This window comes from Mycobacterium cajalii (genome assembly GCF_045809005.2).
Lineage (GTDB): Bacteria > Actinomycetota > Actinomycetes > Mycobacteriales > Mycobacteriaceae > Mycobacterium.
Genome location: NZ_CM141436.1, coordinates 2,370,175 through 2,385,388 on the forward strand (window position 1 = coordinate 2,370,175; position 15,214 = coordinate 2,385,388).

Genomic DNA, 15,214 nt, shown 5'->3' on the forward strand with positions numbered 1-15,214 from the left:
GGCTACCGCAGGATCTTGGCGTAGAGCAGGCTGTCCTGCGGCTCGGGCCCCATGGTCGGGTAGACGACGTGACGGGCGAGGCGGCCCTCCAGGAAGAAACCGGCGCGCTCGAGCAGGCGGGTGGACCGCTGGTTGTCGGGACTGCAGGTGGCCCACACCCGGTAGATCTGCGGGTCGGATTCCAGGGCGTGCAGCAGCATGTCGAGCGCCTCGGACAGCAAACCCTTGCCCCACCAGCGCTTGCCGAGGCAGTAACCGATCTCCACCGAGTGCGGCGCCGTTTGCCGGCAGCTGACCATCCCGACGACCTCGCCGCTGTGCCGCAGCTCGATGACCCAGGTCCGCTCGTCGCCGCCGACGTTGAGCTTCTCGGTGATCACCCGCCGCGTCGCCGCCACGTCCGGATGGGGCGACCACAGCAGATACCGGGTGACGTCGGGATCGCGGGCCACCCGCTGGAAGAGGGCGCCCGCGTCGTCGAGGACGGGCAGCCGCAGCAGCAGCCGGGGCCCGGCGATGCGGTCAGGCGGGTAGCCGGGCATTCACAGGCCGAGCGCTTGATAGGTGCGGCGGACGAATTTCGGCTGCGCCGTGCGCAGTTGGGCCAGCGACGTGTTGCCCGCGACGGCCGTGGCGGCGTCCGCGGTCATGTCGGGCATGTTCTGGATCAGGTACAGCAGGACCAGGTCGTCGGCGGACGGGTCGGCCTGCCACCAGGTGCCGTAGGCGCCGGGCCAGCTGAACGTGCCCAGCCCGCCCGGCCCGAACAGCGGGACGGAGCGCGCCGGATCGGTCACCACCGACAGGTTCAGCCCGAATCCGCGGCCGACCCAGTACGGCGCTCCCAGGAAGTCGTGGCGCTTCAGTTCGGGGGTCAGCCGGTCGGTGCGCATGAGCCGTGCCGACTCGGCGGAGAGCACGCGCACGCCGTCGATGGTTCCGTCGCCGAGCAGCATCCGCACGAACCGCAGGTAATCACCGGCGGTCGACCACAGCCCGCCGCCGGCGTTGCAGAACGCCGGCGGTTTGATGTGCGGGGTCCCCATGACGTCGTGGCGCAGGGCGCCCTGCTCGTCGATGCGGTACATCGTGGCGGCGCGCCGCCGCGCCTCGGGGGTCACGAAGAAGCCGGTGTCGGGCATGCCCACCGGGCCCAGCACCCGTTCGTCGAGAACCTGGTGGAACGGCTTGCCCTCGACGCGGGCGGCGAGGACCCCCAACAGGTCGATGGAGTGGCTGTAGGTGAGGCGCTCACCGGGCTGGTGCACCAGCGGCAGTTTGGCCAGCTCGGCCAGCCACGCGTCGGGCCCCTGGTTGAACGGCAGCCGCACGTAGGCCCGCGAGATCGGCCCGGTCACCGAGAAGCCGTAGGCCAGGCCGCTGGTGTGGGTGAGCAGGTCCTCGATCAGGATGGCGCGCCGCGCCGGGTGGGTGCGGTCCAGCGGCCCACGCGGGTCGTCGAGCACCCGCACGTCGGCCAGTTCCGGCGCCCAGCGCACGATCGGGTCCTTCAGCGCGAGTTTTCCCTCGTCGACGAGGCTCATCACCGCGGCGACGGTGACGGGTTTGGTCATCGACGCGATGCGAAACAGGGTGTCCTGCTGCATCGGCAGCCCCGCCTCGACGTCGCGGTAGCCGATCTCGTTGACCTGCAACACTTCTCCGCGCTGCCAGACCAGCGTCACCGCGCCGGAGAGCAGCCCCGCGTCGCACACCTCGCGGATGGAGGCCGCGTTGCCCTGCAAATTCACGAGCGCTTCGCGCGCACGTACCAGAACGACATCTCGGCCTCGGCGCCCTCGTGCTCGCGCCGCATCGTGGCGGGCTCCAGCGATTCGATGTCCCAGCCCGCGCCGCCGAGGACGTCGCGCAGCGTCTGCTCGGAGACCATCGGGCGGGGCCATTGGTCGTCGACGGGGTTGGCATCGGAGAAGCAACTGATCAGCAGCGTGGCCCCGGGCCTGGTTGCGCGGTGCACCGCGGCGGCGTAGCGGCGCTTGCCGTCGTCGTCGAGGCAGTGGAACATGCCGCTGTCGACGACGGTGTCGAAGGCGCCGGTGTAGCCGTCGAGCCTGGTGGCGTCGGCCACCGCGAACCGCACGTCGACTCCTGCGTCGGCGGCCCGCCGTTCGGCGGTGATCAGCGCCGTCGGCGAGATGTCCAGCCCCGTCACCCGGTAGCCGTTCGCGGCCAGATAGACGGCGTTGTCGCCGAGCCCGCAGCCGATGTCGAGGACGTCGCCGTGCACCCAGCCTTTGGAGTGCCAGGCGATGACGTTGTCCTTGGGCGCCCTGGTGTCCCAGGGTGGCGTGGTCATGGGCGGGATGCCCTCGCCGGGGCTCTCGCCGCGGTAGAGCGCGTCGAAGTCCATGCGCTGCAACCCCGAGAACCCGGACGATGAATTCGAGTCGGTCATTGGTGCCAGCTTAGGTCTTAGGCGGCGTGCCGTTGCGCCAGTGTGATGCCGATGCGGGTTTCGAGTTCGCTGCGGTCGATGGTGCGTGCGCGCGCTAAGGCTTCTGAGCGGTAGGTGTGGCCGGTGGGGGCGGGGCGGATGGTGACGGTGCGGTCGTGTTCGGCCTTGGCGGCGCGTTCGACGACGGCGCCCGCGCCGGGCGGGCTCGGCGGCCACGCCGCGCCCGCGCCGGGCGGCGGGCACCCCGGCGGCGCCCTCGTCCGCGCGGCGGGTGGCATCCAGGACGGCGGCCGCCCGCGCCTGGCCTGCCGCGGCGGCCGATTTGTCGTTCCAGCTCGGCGATGCGCCCGATCAGCGTGGCTTCGTCGGCCGCGGGATCCACCGCCACCAATTCCTCGAACATGCGTTCGATGCTAGCGCGCACCCCGGACAAGTTTGCGGGCCGTGTCGGTGCTGCCGCGACCGGCGATGCTAGGCTGCCGGACAGTCGACATCCTTTAACGATCCGTCCCGCGAGGCGGAGAAGGAGGTCAAGTCACGCATGGGTGCAGCGGACGACCCCGCCACCGGCCGCGAATTGATGTCGGCGGCCGACGTGGGCCGCACCATTTCCCGCATCGCGCACCAGATCATCGAAAAGACCGCACTCGACGGCACCGACGCGCCGCGCGTCGTGCTGCTCGGGATCCCGACCCGCGGCGTGATCCTGGCCGAACGCCTGGCCGCCAACATCGGCGAATACAGCGGGGTCGACGTCGCCCGCGGCGCCCTGGACATCACCCTCTACCGCGACGACTTGAGGAACAAGCCGCCCCGGGCGCTGGAGCCAACCTCGATCCCGGCCGGCGGCGTCGACGAAGCCCTGGTGATCCTGGTCGACGACGTGCTGTTCTCCGGACGCACGGTGGCCGCCGCCCTGGACGCGCTGCGCGACGTGGGCCGCCCCCGCGCGGTGCAACTGGCCGTGCTGGTGGATCGCGGCCACCGCGAACTGCCGCTGCGCGCCGACTACGTCGGCAAGAACGTACCGACCTCACGCAGCGAGAGCGTGCACGTCCTGCTCACCGAGCACGACGGGCGCGACGGCGTGGTGATCTCGAGGGATGACATCTGATGACCAGGCACCTGCTGGCCGCCGGCGATCTGAGCCGCGACGAGGCCACCGCGATCCTCGACGACGCCGACCGCTTCGCGCAGGCGCTGGTGGGCCGCGAGATCAAGAAACTGCCGACGCTGCGCGGCCGCACCGTGATCACGATGTTCTACGAGAACTCGACCCGCACCCGGGTGTCGTTCGAGGTGGCCGGCAAGTGGATGAGCGCCGACGTCATCAACGTCAGCGCGGCCGGATCCTCGGTGGGCAAAGGGGAGTCGTTGCGCGACACCGCGCTGACGCTGCGCGCGGCCGGGGCCGACGCACTGATCGTGCGGCATCCCGCCTCCGGTGCCGCGCACCTGCTGGCCGAGTGGAGTTCGTCCGCGGGCCTGCAGGAGGGCGGCCCGTCGGTGATCAACGCCGGTGACGGCACCCACGAACACCCCACGCAGGCGCTGCTGGACGCGCTGACCCTGCGCCAGCGGCTCGGCGGCATCGAGGGCCGGCGCGTCGTGATCGTCGGCGACATTCTGCACAGCCGCGTCGCCCGCTCCAACGTCATGCTGCTGGCCACCCTGGGCGCCGAGGTGGTGCTGGTGGCGCCGCCGACGCTGTTTCCGGCCGGCGTCGAAGGCTGGCCCGCCACGGTCTCCTACGACCTGGACGCCGAGCTGCCCGCCGCCGACGCGGTGCTGATGCTGCGGGTGCAGGCCGAGCGGATGACCGGCGGCTTCTTCCCGTCGGTGCGCGAGTACTCGGTCCGCTACGGCCTGTCCGACCGGCGCCAGGCCATGCTGCCCGGCCACGCCGTGGTGCTGCACCCCGGGCCGATGGTGCGCGGCATGGAGATCGCGTCGTCGGTGGCCGACTCGACGCAATCGGCTGTGCTGCAACAGGTGTCAAATGGGGTACACGTGCGGATGGCCGTCTTGTTCCATGTGCTGGTCGGCACCGAGCCGGCCGGGGAAGAGGGTGCGGCGTGAGCGTGCTGCTTCGCGGGGTCCGGCTCTACGGCGAGGGTGACCGGGTCGACGTGCTGGTCGAGGATGGCCAGATCGCCCAGATCGGCGCGGGTCTGCCGATCCGCGCCGACGCCGACGTCATCGACGCCACGGGCCACGTGCTGCTGCCCGGATTCGTCGACCTGCACACCCACCTGCGCGAGCCCGGCCGCGAATACGCCGAGGATATCGAAACAGGCTCGGCCGCAGCGGCTTTGGGTGGATTCACCGCGGTGTTCGCGATGGCCAACACCAACCCGGTCGCCGACAGCCCGGTGGTCACCGATCACGTCTGGCACCGCGGCCAGCAGGTCGGACTGGTCGACGTGCACCCCGTCGGGGCCGTCACCGTCGGGCTGGCCGGGGTCGAGCTCACCGAGATGGGCATGATGGCCGCCGGCGCCGCGCAGGTGCGGATGTTCTCCGACGACGGTGTGTGCGTGCACGACCCGCTGGTGATGCGCCGCGCCCTGGAATACGCGACCGGGCTGGGGGCGCTGATCGCCCAGCACGCCGAGGAGCCGCGGCTGACGGCGGGCGCCGTCGCCCACGAGGGGCCCACCGCCGGGCGGCTGGGGCTGGCGGGATGGCCCAGGGCCGCCGAGGAATCGATCGTCGCCCGCGACGCGCTGCTGGCCCGCGACGCCGGCGCCCGGGTGCACATCTGCCACGCCTCCACCGCGGGCACTGTGGAGCTCCTGAAATGGGCCAAGGGGCAAGGTATCTCGATCACCGCCGAGGTGACCCCGCATCACCTGCTGCTCGACGACACCAGACTGGCCAGCTACGACGGCGTGAACCGGGTCAATCCGCCGCTGCGGGAGGCCTCCGATGCGCTGGCTTTGCGTCAAGCGCTCGCCGACGGGGTAATCGAATGTGTGGCCACCGATCACGCGCCCCACGCCGAGCACGAGAAATGCGTCGAGTTCTCCGCGGCGCGCCCCGGGATGCTGGGGCTGCAGACGGCGCTTTCGGTGGTGGTGCAGACCATGGTCGCGCCGGGGTTGCTGACCTGGCGCGACGTCGCCAGGGTGATGAGCGAGAACCCGGCCCGCATCGCGCGCCTGCCCGACCACGGCCGCCCGCTGGAGGTGGGGGAGCCGGCGAATTTGACCGTGGTGGACCCCGACGCCACCTGGACGGTCACCGGGTCGCATCTGGCCAGCCGGTCGGCCAACACGCCGTACGAGTCGATGACCCTGCCCGCCACCGTGACCGCGACCCTGCTGCGCGGCAAGATCACCGCCCGAGACGGGAAGAGCCCGGCATGAACTCCGGCACGCTGGTGGGGTCGCTCATCTTCGCGGCCGTGCTGGTGGTGGTGATCGCGGTGCTGATCCAGCTGATGATGCGCGGCTGGCGGCGCCGCGCCGAGCGACAGGCCGAGCTGATCGGAAATCTGCCCCAGATGCCCGCCGAGGTGGGCGCTGCGACCAGCACCATCCGCGGTGCCTATGTCGGGTGCACACTGTCGCCCGCCTGGAACGACCGCGTCACGGCCGGCGACCTGGGCTACCGCAGCAAGGCCGTGCTGACCCGCTATCCGGAGGGGATCCTGCTGGAACGCAGCCACGCCAATCCGATTTGGATTCCCCAGGAGTCGATCGCCGCCGTCCGCACCGAGCGGGGCATGGCCGGAAAGGTCGGCGCCCGCAACGGGATACTGGCGATCCGGTGGCGGCTGCCGTCGGGCGCCGAGATCGACACCGGGTTCCGCGCCGGAAACCGTGACGAATACGACGACGTGCTGGGGGCGGGCTCACCCGGCCCGCGGCAGCGCGAGGAGGGAGCAGCGTGACCAAGGCCCTGCTGGTACTCGAGGACGGCCGCGTCTTCACCGGCACGCCGTACGGCGAGGTCGGCCAAACGCTGGGGGAGGCCGTGTTCTCCACCGGCATGTCCGGCTATCAGGAGACGCTGACCGATCCGAGTTATCACCGCCAGATCGTGGTGGCCACCGCCCCGCAGATCGGCAACACCGGCTGGAACACCGAGGACGCCGAGAGCCGCGGCGACAAGATCTGGGTGGCCGGGTACGCGGTGCGCGACCCGTCGCCGCGGGCGTCCAACTGGCGGGCCACCGGCACCCTGGAGGACGAGCTGGTCCGCCAGCACATCGTCGGGATCGCCGGCATCGACACCCGCGCGGTGGTGCGGCATCTGCGCAGCCGCGGATCGATGAAGGCCGGCGTGTTCTCCGGCGACGCCCTGGCCGAACCGGCCGAACTGCTCGAGCGGGTCGTCGGCCAGCCCTGCATGCTGGGCGCCGACCTGGCGGGCGAGGTCAGCACGCCGCAGCCCTACGTCGTCGAGGCGGAGGGCACCCGCCGGTTCACGGTGGCCGCGCTGGACCTCGGGATCAAGACCAACACCCCGCGCAATTTCGCGCGGCGCGGCATCCGCAGCCACGTCCTGCCGTCGTCGGCCACCTTCGAGCAGATCAGCGAGCTGCAGCCCGACGGCGTCTTCCTGTCCAACGGGCCCGGCGACCCGGCCACCGCCGACCACGTCGTCGGGCTCACCCGCGAGGTGCTGGGCGCCGGAATCCCGCTGTTCGGCATTTGTTTCGGCAACCAGATCCTCGGGCGGGCGCTGGGGCTGTCCACCTACAAGATGGTGTTCGGTCACCGGGGCATCAACATCCCGGTCATCGACCACGCCACCGGCCGGGTCGCGATCACCGCCCAGAACCACGGCTTCGCGCTGGAAGGGGAGGCGGGCCAGACCTTCGACACGCCGTTCGGCGCGGCGGTGGTCAGCCACACCTGCGCCAACGACGGCGTGGTGGAGGGCGTCAAACTCGCCGACGGGCGGGCGTTCTCGGTGCAGTACCACCCCGAGGCCGCCGCGGGTCCGCACGACGCGGAATACCTGTTCGACCAATTCATCGACCTGATGGCGGGGCAGCAATGACAGCGAGCGTGCGCAGTTGCACGCCACTGACGGCGTGTCGGCGTGCACACACGCACGCCCGCGCCGAGACCGGAAGGAAGCGCTAGTGCCGCGTCGCACCGACCTCAACCACGTGCTGGTGATCGGCTCGGGTCCGATCGTGATCGGACAGGCCTGCGAGTTCGACTACTCCGGCACGCAGGCGTGCCGGGTGCTGCGGGCCGAGGGCCTGCAGGTGAGCCTGGTCAACTCCAACCCGGCCACCATCATGACCGACCCCGAGTACGCCGACTTCACCTACATCGAGCCCATCACCCCGGCCTTCGTCGAGCGGGTGATCGCCCAGCAGGCCGAGCGCGGCAACCGCATCGACGCGCTGCTGGCCACCCTGGGCGGGCAGACCGCGCTCAACACCGCGGTCGCCCTGCACGAGAACGGGGCGCTGGAACGGTACGGCATCGAACTCATCGGGGCCGACTTCGACGCCATCCAGCGCGGCGAGGACCGGCAGATGTTCAAGGACATCGTCGCCAAGGTCGGCGGCGAATCCGCCCGCAGCCGTGTGTGTTTCACGATGGAGGAGGTCCGCGAGACGGTCGCCGAGCTGGGGCTGCCGGTGGTCGTGCGGCCCAGCTTCACCATGGGCGGGCTGGGCTCGGGGATGGCAAACTCCACCGAGGAGATCGAGCGGATGGCCGGCGCGGGGTTGGCCGCCTCGCCCAGCGCCAACGTGCTGATCGAGGAATCCATCTACGGCTGGAAGGAATTCGAGCTCGAGCTGATGCGCGACGGCCACGACAACGTGGTCGTGGTGTGCTCCATCGAGAACGTCGACCCGATGGGCGTGCACACCGGCGACTCGGTCACCGTCGCGCCGGCGATGACGCTGACCGACCGCGAATACCAGCGGATGCGCGATTTGGGCATCGCGATCCTGCGCGAGGTCGGCGTCGACACCGGCGGCTGCAACATCCAGTTCGCGGTCGACCCCGCCGACGGCCGGCTGATCGTCGTCGAGATGAACCCGCGGGTGTCCCGGTCGAGCGCGCTGGCGTCCAAGGCCACCGGCTTCCCGATCGCCAAGATCGCCGCGAAGCTCGCCATCGGCTACACCCTCGACGAGATCGTCAACGACATCACCAAGGAGACCCCGGCCGCCTTCGAACCCACGCTGGACTACGTCGTCGTCAAGGCCCCGCGGTTCGCGTTCGAGAAGTTCCCCGGCGCCGACCCCACCCTGACCACCACGATGCAATCCGTGGGCGAGGCGATGTCGTTGGGGCGCAACTTCGTCGAGGCGCTGGGCAAGGTGATGCGGTCGCTGGAAACCACCCGCGCCGGGTTCTGGACCAAGCCGGACCCCGACGGTGACGCCGAGGAGGTGCTGACCCGGCTGCGGACCCCGACCGAAGGTCGGCTCTACGACCTGGAACTGGCGCTGCGGCTGGGCGCGTCGGTGGAGCGGGTCGCCGAGGCCAGCGGCGTGGACGCGTGGTTCGTCGCGCAGGTCGGCGAGCTGGTCGCGTTGCGCGCCGAGCTGGCCGCGGCCCCGGTGCTCGACGCGGAGCTGCTGCGCCGCGGCAAGCACAACGGGCTGTCGGACGGCCAGATCGCCGCGCTGCGACCCGAACTGGCCGGCGAGGACGGGGTGCGCTCGCTGCGCGAGCGTCTCGGCATCCACCCGGTGTACAAGACGGTCGACACCTGCGCCGCGGAGTTCGAGGCCAAGACGCCCTACCACTACAGCAGCTACGAGCTCGACCCCGCCGCCGAGACGGAGGTGGCCCCGCAGACCGAGAAGCCCAAGGTGCTCATCCTGGGCTCCGGCCCGAACCGGATCGGGCAGGGCATCGAATTCGACTACAGCTGTGTGCACGCGGCAACCACGTTGAGCCAGGCGGGTTTCGAGACCGTGATGGTCAACTGCAACCCGGAGACGGTGTCCACCGACTACGACACCGCCGACCGGCTCTACTTCGAGCCCCTGACGTTCGAGGACGTCCTCGAGGTGTTCCGCGCCGAAACGGAGTCGGCCGGCGACGGCCCCGGGGTCGCCGGCGTCATCGTGCAGCTCGGCGGCCAGACCCCGCTCGGGCTCGCGCAACGCCTCGCCGACGCCGGGGTTCCCATCGTCGGCACCCCGCCGGAGGCCATCGACCTGGCCGAGGACCGCGGCGCGTTCGGCGACCTGCTGGGCGCCGCCGGCCTGCCCGCGCCCCGCTACGGCATGGCGACGACCTTCGCGCAGGCGCGCCGGATCGCCGAGGACATCGGCTATCCGGTGCTGGTGCGGCCGTCCTACGTGCTGGGCGGGCGCGGCATGGAGATCGTCTACGACGAGGAGACGCTCAAGAGCTACATCAGCCGCGCCACCGAGCTCTCGCCCGAGCATCCCGTGCTCGTCGACCGCTTCCTCGAGGACGCGGTCGAGATCGACGTCGACGCCCTGTGCGACGGCACCGAGGTCTACATCGGCGGCATCATGGAGCACATCGAGGAGGCCGGCATCCACTCCGGCGACTCGGCGTGCGCGCTGCCGCCGGTCACGCTGGGCCGCAGCGACATCGAGAAGGTCCGTCGCGCCACCGAGGCCATCGCCCACGGCATCGGCGTGGTCGGCCTGCTCAACGTGCAGTACGCCCTCAAGGACGACGTGCTCTACGTCCTGGAGGCCAACCCGCGCGCCAGCCGCACCGTTCCTTTCGTGTCCAAGGCCACCGCGATTCCGCTGGCCAAGGCCTGCGCGCGGATCATGCTGGGCGCCAAGATCTCCCAGCTTCGCGACGAGGGCATCCTGGCCGCGTCCGGGGACGGCGGCCACGCGGCCCCGACGGCCCCGATCGCGGTCAAGGAGGCGGTGCTGCCGTTCCATCGGTTCCACAGCGCCGACGGGGCGGCGATCGACTCGCTGCTGGGCCCGGAGATGAAGTCGACCGGCGAGGTCATGGGCATCGACCGCGACTTCGGCAGCGCCTTCGCCAAGAGCCAGACCGCCGCCTACGGCTCGCTGCCGGACCGGGGCACCGTGTTCGTCTCGGTCGCCAACCGCGACAAGCGCTCGCTGGTGTTCCCCGTCAAGCGGCTGGCCGATTTGGGCTTTCGCGTGCTGGCCACCGAGGGGACCGCGGAGATGTTGCGCCGCAACGGCATTCCGTGCGACGAGGTGCGCAAGCACTTCGAGCCGCCGCAACCGGGCCGCCCCGAGATGTCCGCGGTGGACGCCATCAAGGCCCGCGAGGTCGACATGGTGATCAACACGCCCTACGGCAACTCCGGCCCGCGCATCGACGGCTACGAGATCCGGTCCGTCGCGGTCGGGGTCAACATCCCCTGCGTCACCACGGTGCAGGGCGCGTCGGCGGCGGTGCAGGGCATCGAGGCGGGCATCCGCGGCGACATCGGGGTGCGGTGCCTGCAGGAACTGCACAGCATGCTCGGGCCGGGCAGCGACCAGTGACCGGGTTCGGCGTCCGGCTGGCCGACGCGAAGGCACAACGCGGGCCCCTGTGCCTGGGCATCGACCCGCACCCGGAACTGCTGCGGGCATGGGACCTGCCGGCGACCGCCGACGGGCTGGCCGCGTTCTGCGACACCTGCGTGGAGGCGTTCGCCGGCTTCGCCGTCGTCAAACCGCAGGTGGCGTTCTTCGAGACCTACGGCGCGGCCGGCTACGCGGTGCTGGAACGTACCATCGCCGCGTTGCGGTCGGCGGGGGTACTGGTGCTGGCCGACGCCAAGCGCGGCGACATCGGGACGACCATGGCGGCCTACGCCGCCGCCTGGGCGGGGGACTCGCCCCTGGCCGCCGACGCGGTGACGGCCTCGCCCTATCTGGGGTTCGGCTCGCTGCGGCCGCTGCTGGAGGCCGCCGCCGCCAACGACCGGGGCGTGTTCGTCCTGGCGGCGACGTCCAACCCGGAGGGCGCCACGGTGCAGCGCGCGGTGTTCGACGGCCGCACCGTGGCCCAGCTGGTCGTCGACCAGGCGGCCGTGCTGAACCGGGCCGCCGCGCCCTACGGCCCGGGCTACGTCGGCGTGGTGGTGGGGGCCACGGTCTTCGAGGCGCCCGATCTCAGCGCGCTGGGCGGGCCGGTGCTGGTGCCGGGAATCGGGGCGCAGGGCGGGCGTCCGGAGGCGCTGGCCGGGCTGGGCGGGGCGCAACCGGGTCAGTTGCTGCCGGCGGTGTCGCGGGAGGTGTTGCGGGCCGGGCCGGACGCGGCGGACCTGCGGGCGGCCGGCCAACGGATGCTCGACGCCGTCGCGTACCTGGCGGCGCCGTAGCCGCGTCAGTCGGACACGATCGTCGCGCCGGGATCGGCGGTCTCGACGATGACGTTGGTGGCCTTGACCACGGCCACGGTGACGGTGCCGGGCCGCAGCTGCAGCTCCTGGGCGGCTTCGGTGCTCATCAACGACACCACGGTGAACGGGCCGCACTGCATCTCGACCTGCGTCATCACCCGGTCGCTGACGACCCTGGTGACCAGCCCGACGAACCGGTTACGGGCCGAGCTGCCGATGCTGAGCGGGTCCGGTGGCGGGGCGGGTGCGTTGGTGCGCGCGAACTCGGCGAGATCCTCGCTGGCGATGACCTTGCGGCCGGCCGCGTCGTGGTCGACCGCCAGCGCGCCCTGGTTGATCCATCGGCGCACGGTGTCGTCGCTGACCCCTAGCAGCTCCGCGGCCTGGCGGATCCGCAGGTTCGGCACCGCTCGATGGTAGCCGATCGCCCCGCTGCCACGGCCGCATCGCGTCGCGGCAGCGAAGCGGCGCGTGAACCCGCCGCGACACGCGCGACACGCCACCCGAATGCGTGATTCACCGCATCGGTCGTTCGCCCGCCCGCCGAGGTGGTCACGGCGGGGCGGCCGGGCCGGGGCGCCGCGCCGCCGGGACGCAGTCGCCGGGGGCAAAAGCCCAGCTAGAGGGCTTGGAAGTGGTCCGGACACCGGGGTGGCCGCAACGCGCACCGACGCGGTGGCCGGGGCCCTGCCGGCCCCCTCCGGCCGCCCGCCCGACGGCCGCCGCGCCAGGTTTACGCTGGGCATTTACCCGCCTAAGCGAGGGGGCGGGTTAGATTTCGTCAGGAAGCCTGAGTACGGTCGTCTGCGCTGGTTATAGCCGGCAGAGACAAACCAGATCGATTGAGATTGATTGATCAGATACGGAGGAATCGTGGCCCTTCCCCAGTTGACCGACGAGCAGCGCGCGGCCGCGTTGGAGAAGGCGGCTGCCGCACGTCGAGCGCGCGCGGAACTCAAGGATCGGCTCAAGCGTGGCGGCACCAACCTGACCCAGGTGCTCAAGGACGCCGAGACCGATGAAGTTCTGGGCAAGATGAAGGTGTCTGCGCTGCTCGAGGCCCTGCCGAAGGTGGGCAAGGTCAAGGCGCAGGAAATCATGACCGAGCTCGAGATCGCGCCGACCCGGCGCCTGCGTGGGCTGGGTGACCGGCAGCGCAAGGCCCTGCTGGAAAAGTTCGGCTCCGCCTAGCCCGCGCCGACGATGCAGGCCGGAGGGCCTGTAGGCGCCGGCGAGGGACCGGACGCCCGGCCCGGGGTGCGCCGCGAGCCGGCGGGCCGCGTGGTCGTGCTGTCCGGTCCCTCAGCGGTCGGTAAGTCGACCGTGGTCCGGTGCCTGCGCGAGCGGATACCGGACCTGCATTTCAGCGTCTCGGCGACGACGCGAGCGCCCCGGCCCGGGGAGGTCGACGGCGTCGACTACCACTTCGTCAGCCCGGAACGCTTCCAGCGGCTGATCGACGACGGGGACCTGCTCGAATGGGCCGAGATCCACGGCGGGCTGCACCGGTCGGGCACCCCGGCCGGGCCGGTACGGGCGGCCGCCGCGGCCGGCGTCCCGGTGCTGATCGAGGTCGACCTGGCCGGCGCCAGGGCGGTCAAGAAGGCGATGCCCGAGGCCACCACCGTGTTCCTCGCCCCGCCGAGCTGGGAGGACCTGCGGGCCCGGCTGGTCGGCCGCGGCACCGAGACGCCCGAGGTGATACGGCGCCGCCTCGACACCGCGCGCGTCGAACTGGCCGCCCAAAACGACTTCGACACGGTGGTCGTGAACAGCCAATTGGAATCCGCGTGTGCGGAATTGGTATCCTTGCTGGTGGGAACCGCCCCGGGCCCGGCGTAAGCCGCCTGGCCGAACACCATCGAGCTTTCGCACCGCTCTACGCCGCCAGGAGATTTTCTTACGTGAGTATTCCGCAGTCCGACGCGTCGCTGACCGCCGTCCCCGCCGGCGATCAGTTCGATCCCTCCGCAGGCGGTCAGCGCGTCTATGACACCCCGCTGGGCATCACCAACCCGCCCATCGACGAGTTGCTGGACCGCGTCTCGAGCAAGTACGCCCTGGTGATCTACGCGGCCAAACGGGCCCGGCAGATCAACGACTACTACAACCAGCTCGGCGAGGGCATCCTCGAGTACGTCGGGCCGCTCGTCGAGCCCGGCCTGCAGGAGAAGCCGCTGTCCATCGCGTTGCGCGAGATCCACGCCGACCTGCTCGAGCACACCGAGGGCGAGTAGCTGGCAGGGCCGGGCGCGCTGTGGACCGCAAGCGGATCGTCGTCGGAGTCTCCGGTGGTATCGCCGCCTACAAGGCGTGCACCGTCGTTCGGCAGCTTTCCGAGGCGGGTCACTCCGTCCGGGTCGTCCCCACCGAGTCCGCGTTGCGTTTCGTCGGCGCCGCGACCTTCGAGGCCCTGTCCGGCCAGTCCGTGCACACCGGGGTCTTCGAGAACGTTCCCGACGTGCCGCACGTGCAGATCGGGCAGCAGGCCGACCTGGTCGTGGTGGCGCCCGCGACCGCGGACCTGCTCGCCCGGGCGGTGGCCGGACGCGCCGACGACCTGCTGACCGCGACCCTGCTCACCGCGCGCTGTCCGGTGTTGTTCGCCCCGGCGATGCACACCGAGATGTGGTTGCACCCGGCCACCGCCGACAACGTGTCCACCCTGCGTCGCCGCGGCGCCGTCGTGCTGGAACCCGCGGCCGGGCGCCTCACCGGCGCCGACAGCGGGACGGGCCGGCTGCCCGAAGCCGAAGAGATCACCACCCTGGCGCAGCTGCTGCTGGAGCGGCACGACGCGCTGCCCTACGACCTGGCCGGCCGCAAGGTGCTGGTGACGGCCGGGGGCACGCGGGAACCGATCGATCCCGTGCGCTTCATCGGTAACCGCAGCTCCGGCAAGCAGGGCTATGCCGTGGCGCGGGTCGCCGCGCAGCGCGGCGCCGAGGTCACCCTGATCGCCGGGCACACCGCGGGGCTGATCGACCCCGCCGGCGTCGAGGTCGTGCGGGTCAGCTCGGCGGAGCAGCTCGGCGACGCGGTGTCCAAGCACGCCCCCGCGGCCGACGTCCTGGTGATGGCGGCGGCCGTCGCCGACTTCCGGCCGGCGCAGGTCGCCACCGCCAAGATCAAAAAGGGCGCCGACGATGAAGCCGGGCCGCCGGCGATCGAGCTGGTGCGCAACGACGACGTGCTGGCCACGGCGGTGCGGGCGCGCGCCCACGGTGAGTTGCCCAACATGCGCGCCATCGTCGGGTTTGCCGCCGAGACCGGGGACGCCAACGGCGACGTGCTGTTCCACGCGCGGGAGAAGCTCCGGCGCAAGGGCTGTGACCTGTTGGTCGTCAACGCCGTCGGGGAGGGCAGGGCCTTCGAGGTGGACAGCAACGACGGTTGGTTGCTGGCCTCCGACGGCACCGAGTCGGCGCTGGAGCACGGGTCCAAGACGTTGATGGCGAGTCGTATCGTGGATGCGGTTGTCACGTTCCTGCGCGGCGAGGCCTGATA

General features: G+C 71.3%; 16 protein-coding genes. 11 read left to right on the forward strand and 5 right to left on the reverse strand.

The genetic code is table 11. The features are described from left to right. Positions 1-2 precede the first annotated feature (2 nt). The 4 genes from ACJ512_RS11405 to ACJ512_RS11420 are packed head-to-tail and all read right to left on the reverse strand — an operon-like array spanning position 3 to position 2,694. Positions 3-542, reverse strand: a complete 540-nt coding sequence (locus ACJ512_RS11405) for a GNAT family N-acetyltransferase (protein WP_407688440.1) — start codon at positions 540-542, stop codon at positions 3-5. After that, the gene (locus tag ACJ512_RS11410) at positions 543-1,751 is read right to left on the reverse strand and encodes a serine hydrolase domain-containing protein (RefSeq protein WP_407688441.1); all 1,209 of its coding nucleotides are present in this window, start codon (positions 1,749-1,751) and stop codon (positions 543-545) included. Then, on the reverse strand, positions 1,748-2,380 hold the full coding sequence (locus tag ACJ512_RS11415) for a class I SAM-dependent methyltransferase (protein ID WP_407688443.1): 633 nt from the start codon (positions 2,378-2,380) through the stop codon (positions 1,748-1,750). Before ACJ512_RS11415 ends, ACJ512_RS11410 begins: the two co-directional genes overlap by 4 nt. 53 nt (positions 2,381-2,433) lie before the next feature. Beyond that, the gene (locus ACJ512_RS11420; RefSeq protein WP_461480057.1) at positions 2,434-2,694 is read right to left on the reverse strand and encodes a hypothetical protein; all 261 of its coding nucleotides are present in this window, start codon (positions 2,692-2,694) and stop codon (positions 2,434-2,436) included. 263 nt (positions 2,695-2,957) lie between these two features. On the opposite strand from ACJ512_RS11420, the gene pyrR reads away from it, so the two are divergent. The 7 genes from pyrR to pyrF all read left to right on the forward strand — a co-directional run bounded on the left by pyrR (position 2,958) and on the right by pyrF (position 11,686). Further along, positions 2,958-3,530: a bifunctional pyr operon transcriptional regulator/uracil phosphoribosyltransferase PyrR gene (gene pyrR, locus ACJ512_RS11425; protein ID WP_407688366.1), complete on the forward strand. Its 573-nt coding sequence runs from the start codon at positions 2,958-2,960 to the stop codon at positions 3,528-3,530. Continuing rightward, positions 3,527-4,495, forward strand: a complete 969-nt coding sequence (locus tag ACJ512_RS11430) for an aspartate carbamoyltransferase catalytic subunit (RefSeq protein ID WP_407688367.1) — start codon at positions 3,527-3,529, stop codon at positions 4,493-4,495. The genes pyrR and ACJ512_RS11430 overlap by 4 nt, the downstream gene beginning before the upstream one ends. Continuing rightward, positions 4,492-5,784: a dihydroorotase gene (locus ACJ512_RS11435; protein WP_407688365.1), complete on the forward strand. Its 1,293-nt coding sequence runs from the start codon at positions 4,492-4,494 to the stop codon at positions 5,782-5,784. The genes ACJ512_RS11430 and ACJ512_RS11435 overlap by 4 nt, the downstream gene beginning before the upstream one ends. After that, positions 5,781-6,311: a PH-like domain-containing protein gene (locus tag ACJ512_RS11440; protein WP_407688364.1), complete on the forward strand. Its 531-nt coding sequence runs from the start codon at positions 5,781-5,783 to the stop codon at positions 6,309-6,311. Before ACJ512_RS11435 ends, ACJ512_RS11440 begins: the two co-directional genes overlap by 4 nt. Next, positions 6,308-7,426 (forward strand): glutamine-hydrolyzing carbamoyl-phosphate synthase small subunit, encoded by a 1,119-nt coding sequence (carA, locus tag ACJ512_RS11445; protein WP_407688363.1) that lies wholly within the window; start codon positions 6,308-6,310, stop codon positions 7,424-7,426. The genes ACJ512_RS11440 and carA overlap by 4 nt, the downstream gene beginning before the upstream one ends. Before the next feature lie 85 nt (positions 7,427-7,511). Further along, complete coding sequence (carB, locus tag ACJ512_RS11450; RefSeq protein WP_407688362.1) at positions 7,512-10,862, forward strand: carbamoyl-phosphate synthase large subunit; 3,351 nt, start codon at positions 7,512-7,514, stop codon at positions 10,860-10,862. Next, the gene (pyrF, locus tag ACJ512_RS11455) at positions 10,859-11,686 is read left to right on the forward strand and encodes an orotidine-5'-phosphate decarboxylase (protein ID WP_407688361.1); all 828 of its coding nucleotides are present in this window, start codon (positions 10,859-10,861) and stop codon (positions 11,684-11,686) included. Before carB ends, pyrF begins: the two co-directional genes overlap by 4 nt. 5 nt (positions 11,687-11,691) lie before the next feature. On the opposite strand, the gene ACJ512_RS11460 is transcribed toward pyrF, so the two are convergent. After that, entirely contained in the window at positions 11,692-12,114 is a 423-nt protein-coding gene (locus tag ACJ512_RS11460; RefSeq protein WP_407688360.1) for a TOBE domain-containing protein, read from the reverse strand. A 466-nt stretch (positions 12,115-12,580) separates the two neighbouring features. On the opposite strand from ACJ512_RS11460, the gene mihF reads away from it, so the two are divergent. The 4 genes from mihF to coaBC all read left to right on the forward strand — a co-directional run bounded on the left by mihF (position 12,581) and on the right by coaBC (position 15,212). Continuing rightward, the gene (gene mihF, locus ACJ512_RS11465) at positions 12,581-12,898 is read left to right on the forward strand and encodes an integration host factor, actinobacterial type (RefSeq protein ID WP_015355818.1); all 318 of its coding nucleotides are present in this window, start codon (positions 12,581-12,583) and stop codon (positions 12,896-12,898) included. A 12-nt stretch (positions 12,899-12,910) separates the two neighbouring features. Next, complete coding sequence (gene gmk / locus ACJ512_RS11470; RefSeq protein ID WP_407688359.1) at positions 12,911-13,549, forward strand: guanylate kinase; 639 nt, start codon at positions 12,911-12,913, stop codon at positions 13,547-13,549. Between the two features lie 62 nt (positions 13,550-13,611). Continuing rightward, the gene (gene rpoZ, locus ACJ512_RS11475) at positions 13,612-13,944 is read left to right on the forward strand and encodes a DNA-directed RNA polymerase subunit omega (protein WP_407688358.1); all 333 of its coding nucleotides are present in this window, start codon (positions 13,612-13,614) and stop codon (positions 13,942-13,944) included. A 20-nt stretch (positions 13,945-13,964) separates the two neighbouring features. After that, positions 13,965-15,212, forward strand: coding sequence for a bifunctional phosphopantothenoylcysteine decarboxylase/phosphopantothenate--cysteine ligase CoaBC (gene coaBC / locus ACJ512_RS11480; protein WP_407688357.1), 1,248 nt, complete (start codon positions 13,965-13,967; stop codon positions 15,210-15,212). Positions 15,213-15,214 lie beyond the last annotated feature (2 nt).

Excerpts from the sequence above, each read along its gene's own strand:
- ACJ512_RS11405 (WP_407688440.1), bottom strand. The coding sequence starts at position 542 with ATGCCCGGCTACCCGCCTGACCGCATCGCCGGGCCCCGGCTGCTGCTG.
- ACJ512_RS11420 (WP_461480057.1), bottom strand. The coding sequence starts at position 2,694 with ATGCCACCCGCCGCGCGGACGAGGGCGCCGCCGGGGTGCCCGCCGCCC.
- pyrR (WP_407688366.1), top strand. The coding sequence starts at position 2,958 with ATGGGTGCAGCGGACGACCCCGCCACCGGCCGCGAATTGATGTCGGCG.
- ACJ512_RS11440 (WP_407688364.1), top strand. The coding sequence starts at position 5,781 with ATGAACTCCGGCACGCTGGTGGGGTCGCTCATCTTCGCGGCCGTGCTG.
- gmk (WP_407688359.1), top strand. The coding sequence starts at position 12,911 with ATGCAGGCCGGAGGGCCTGTAGGCGCCGGCGAGGGACCGGACGCCCGG.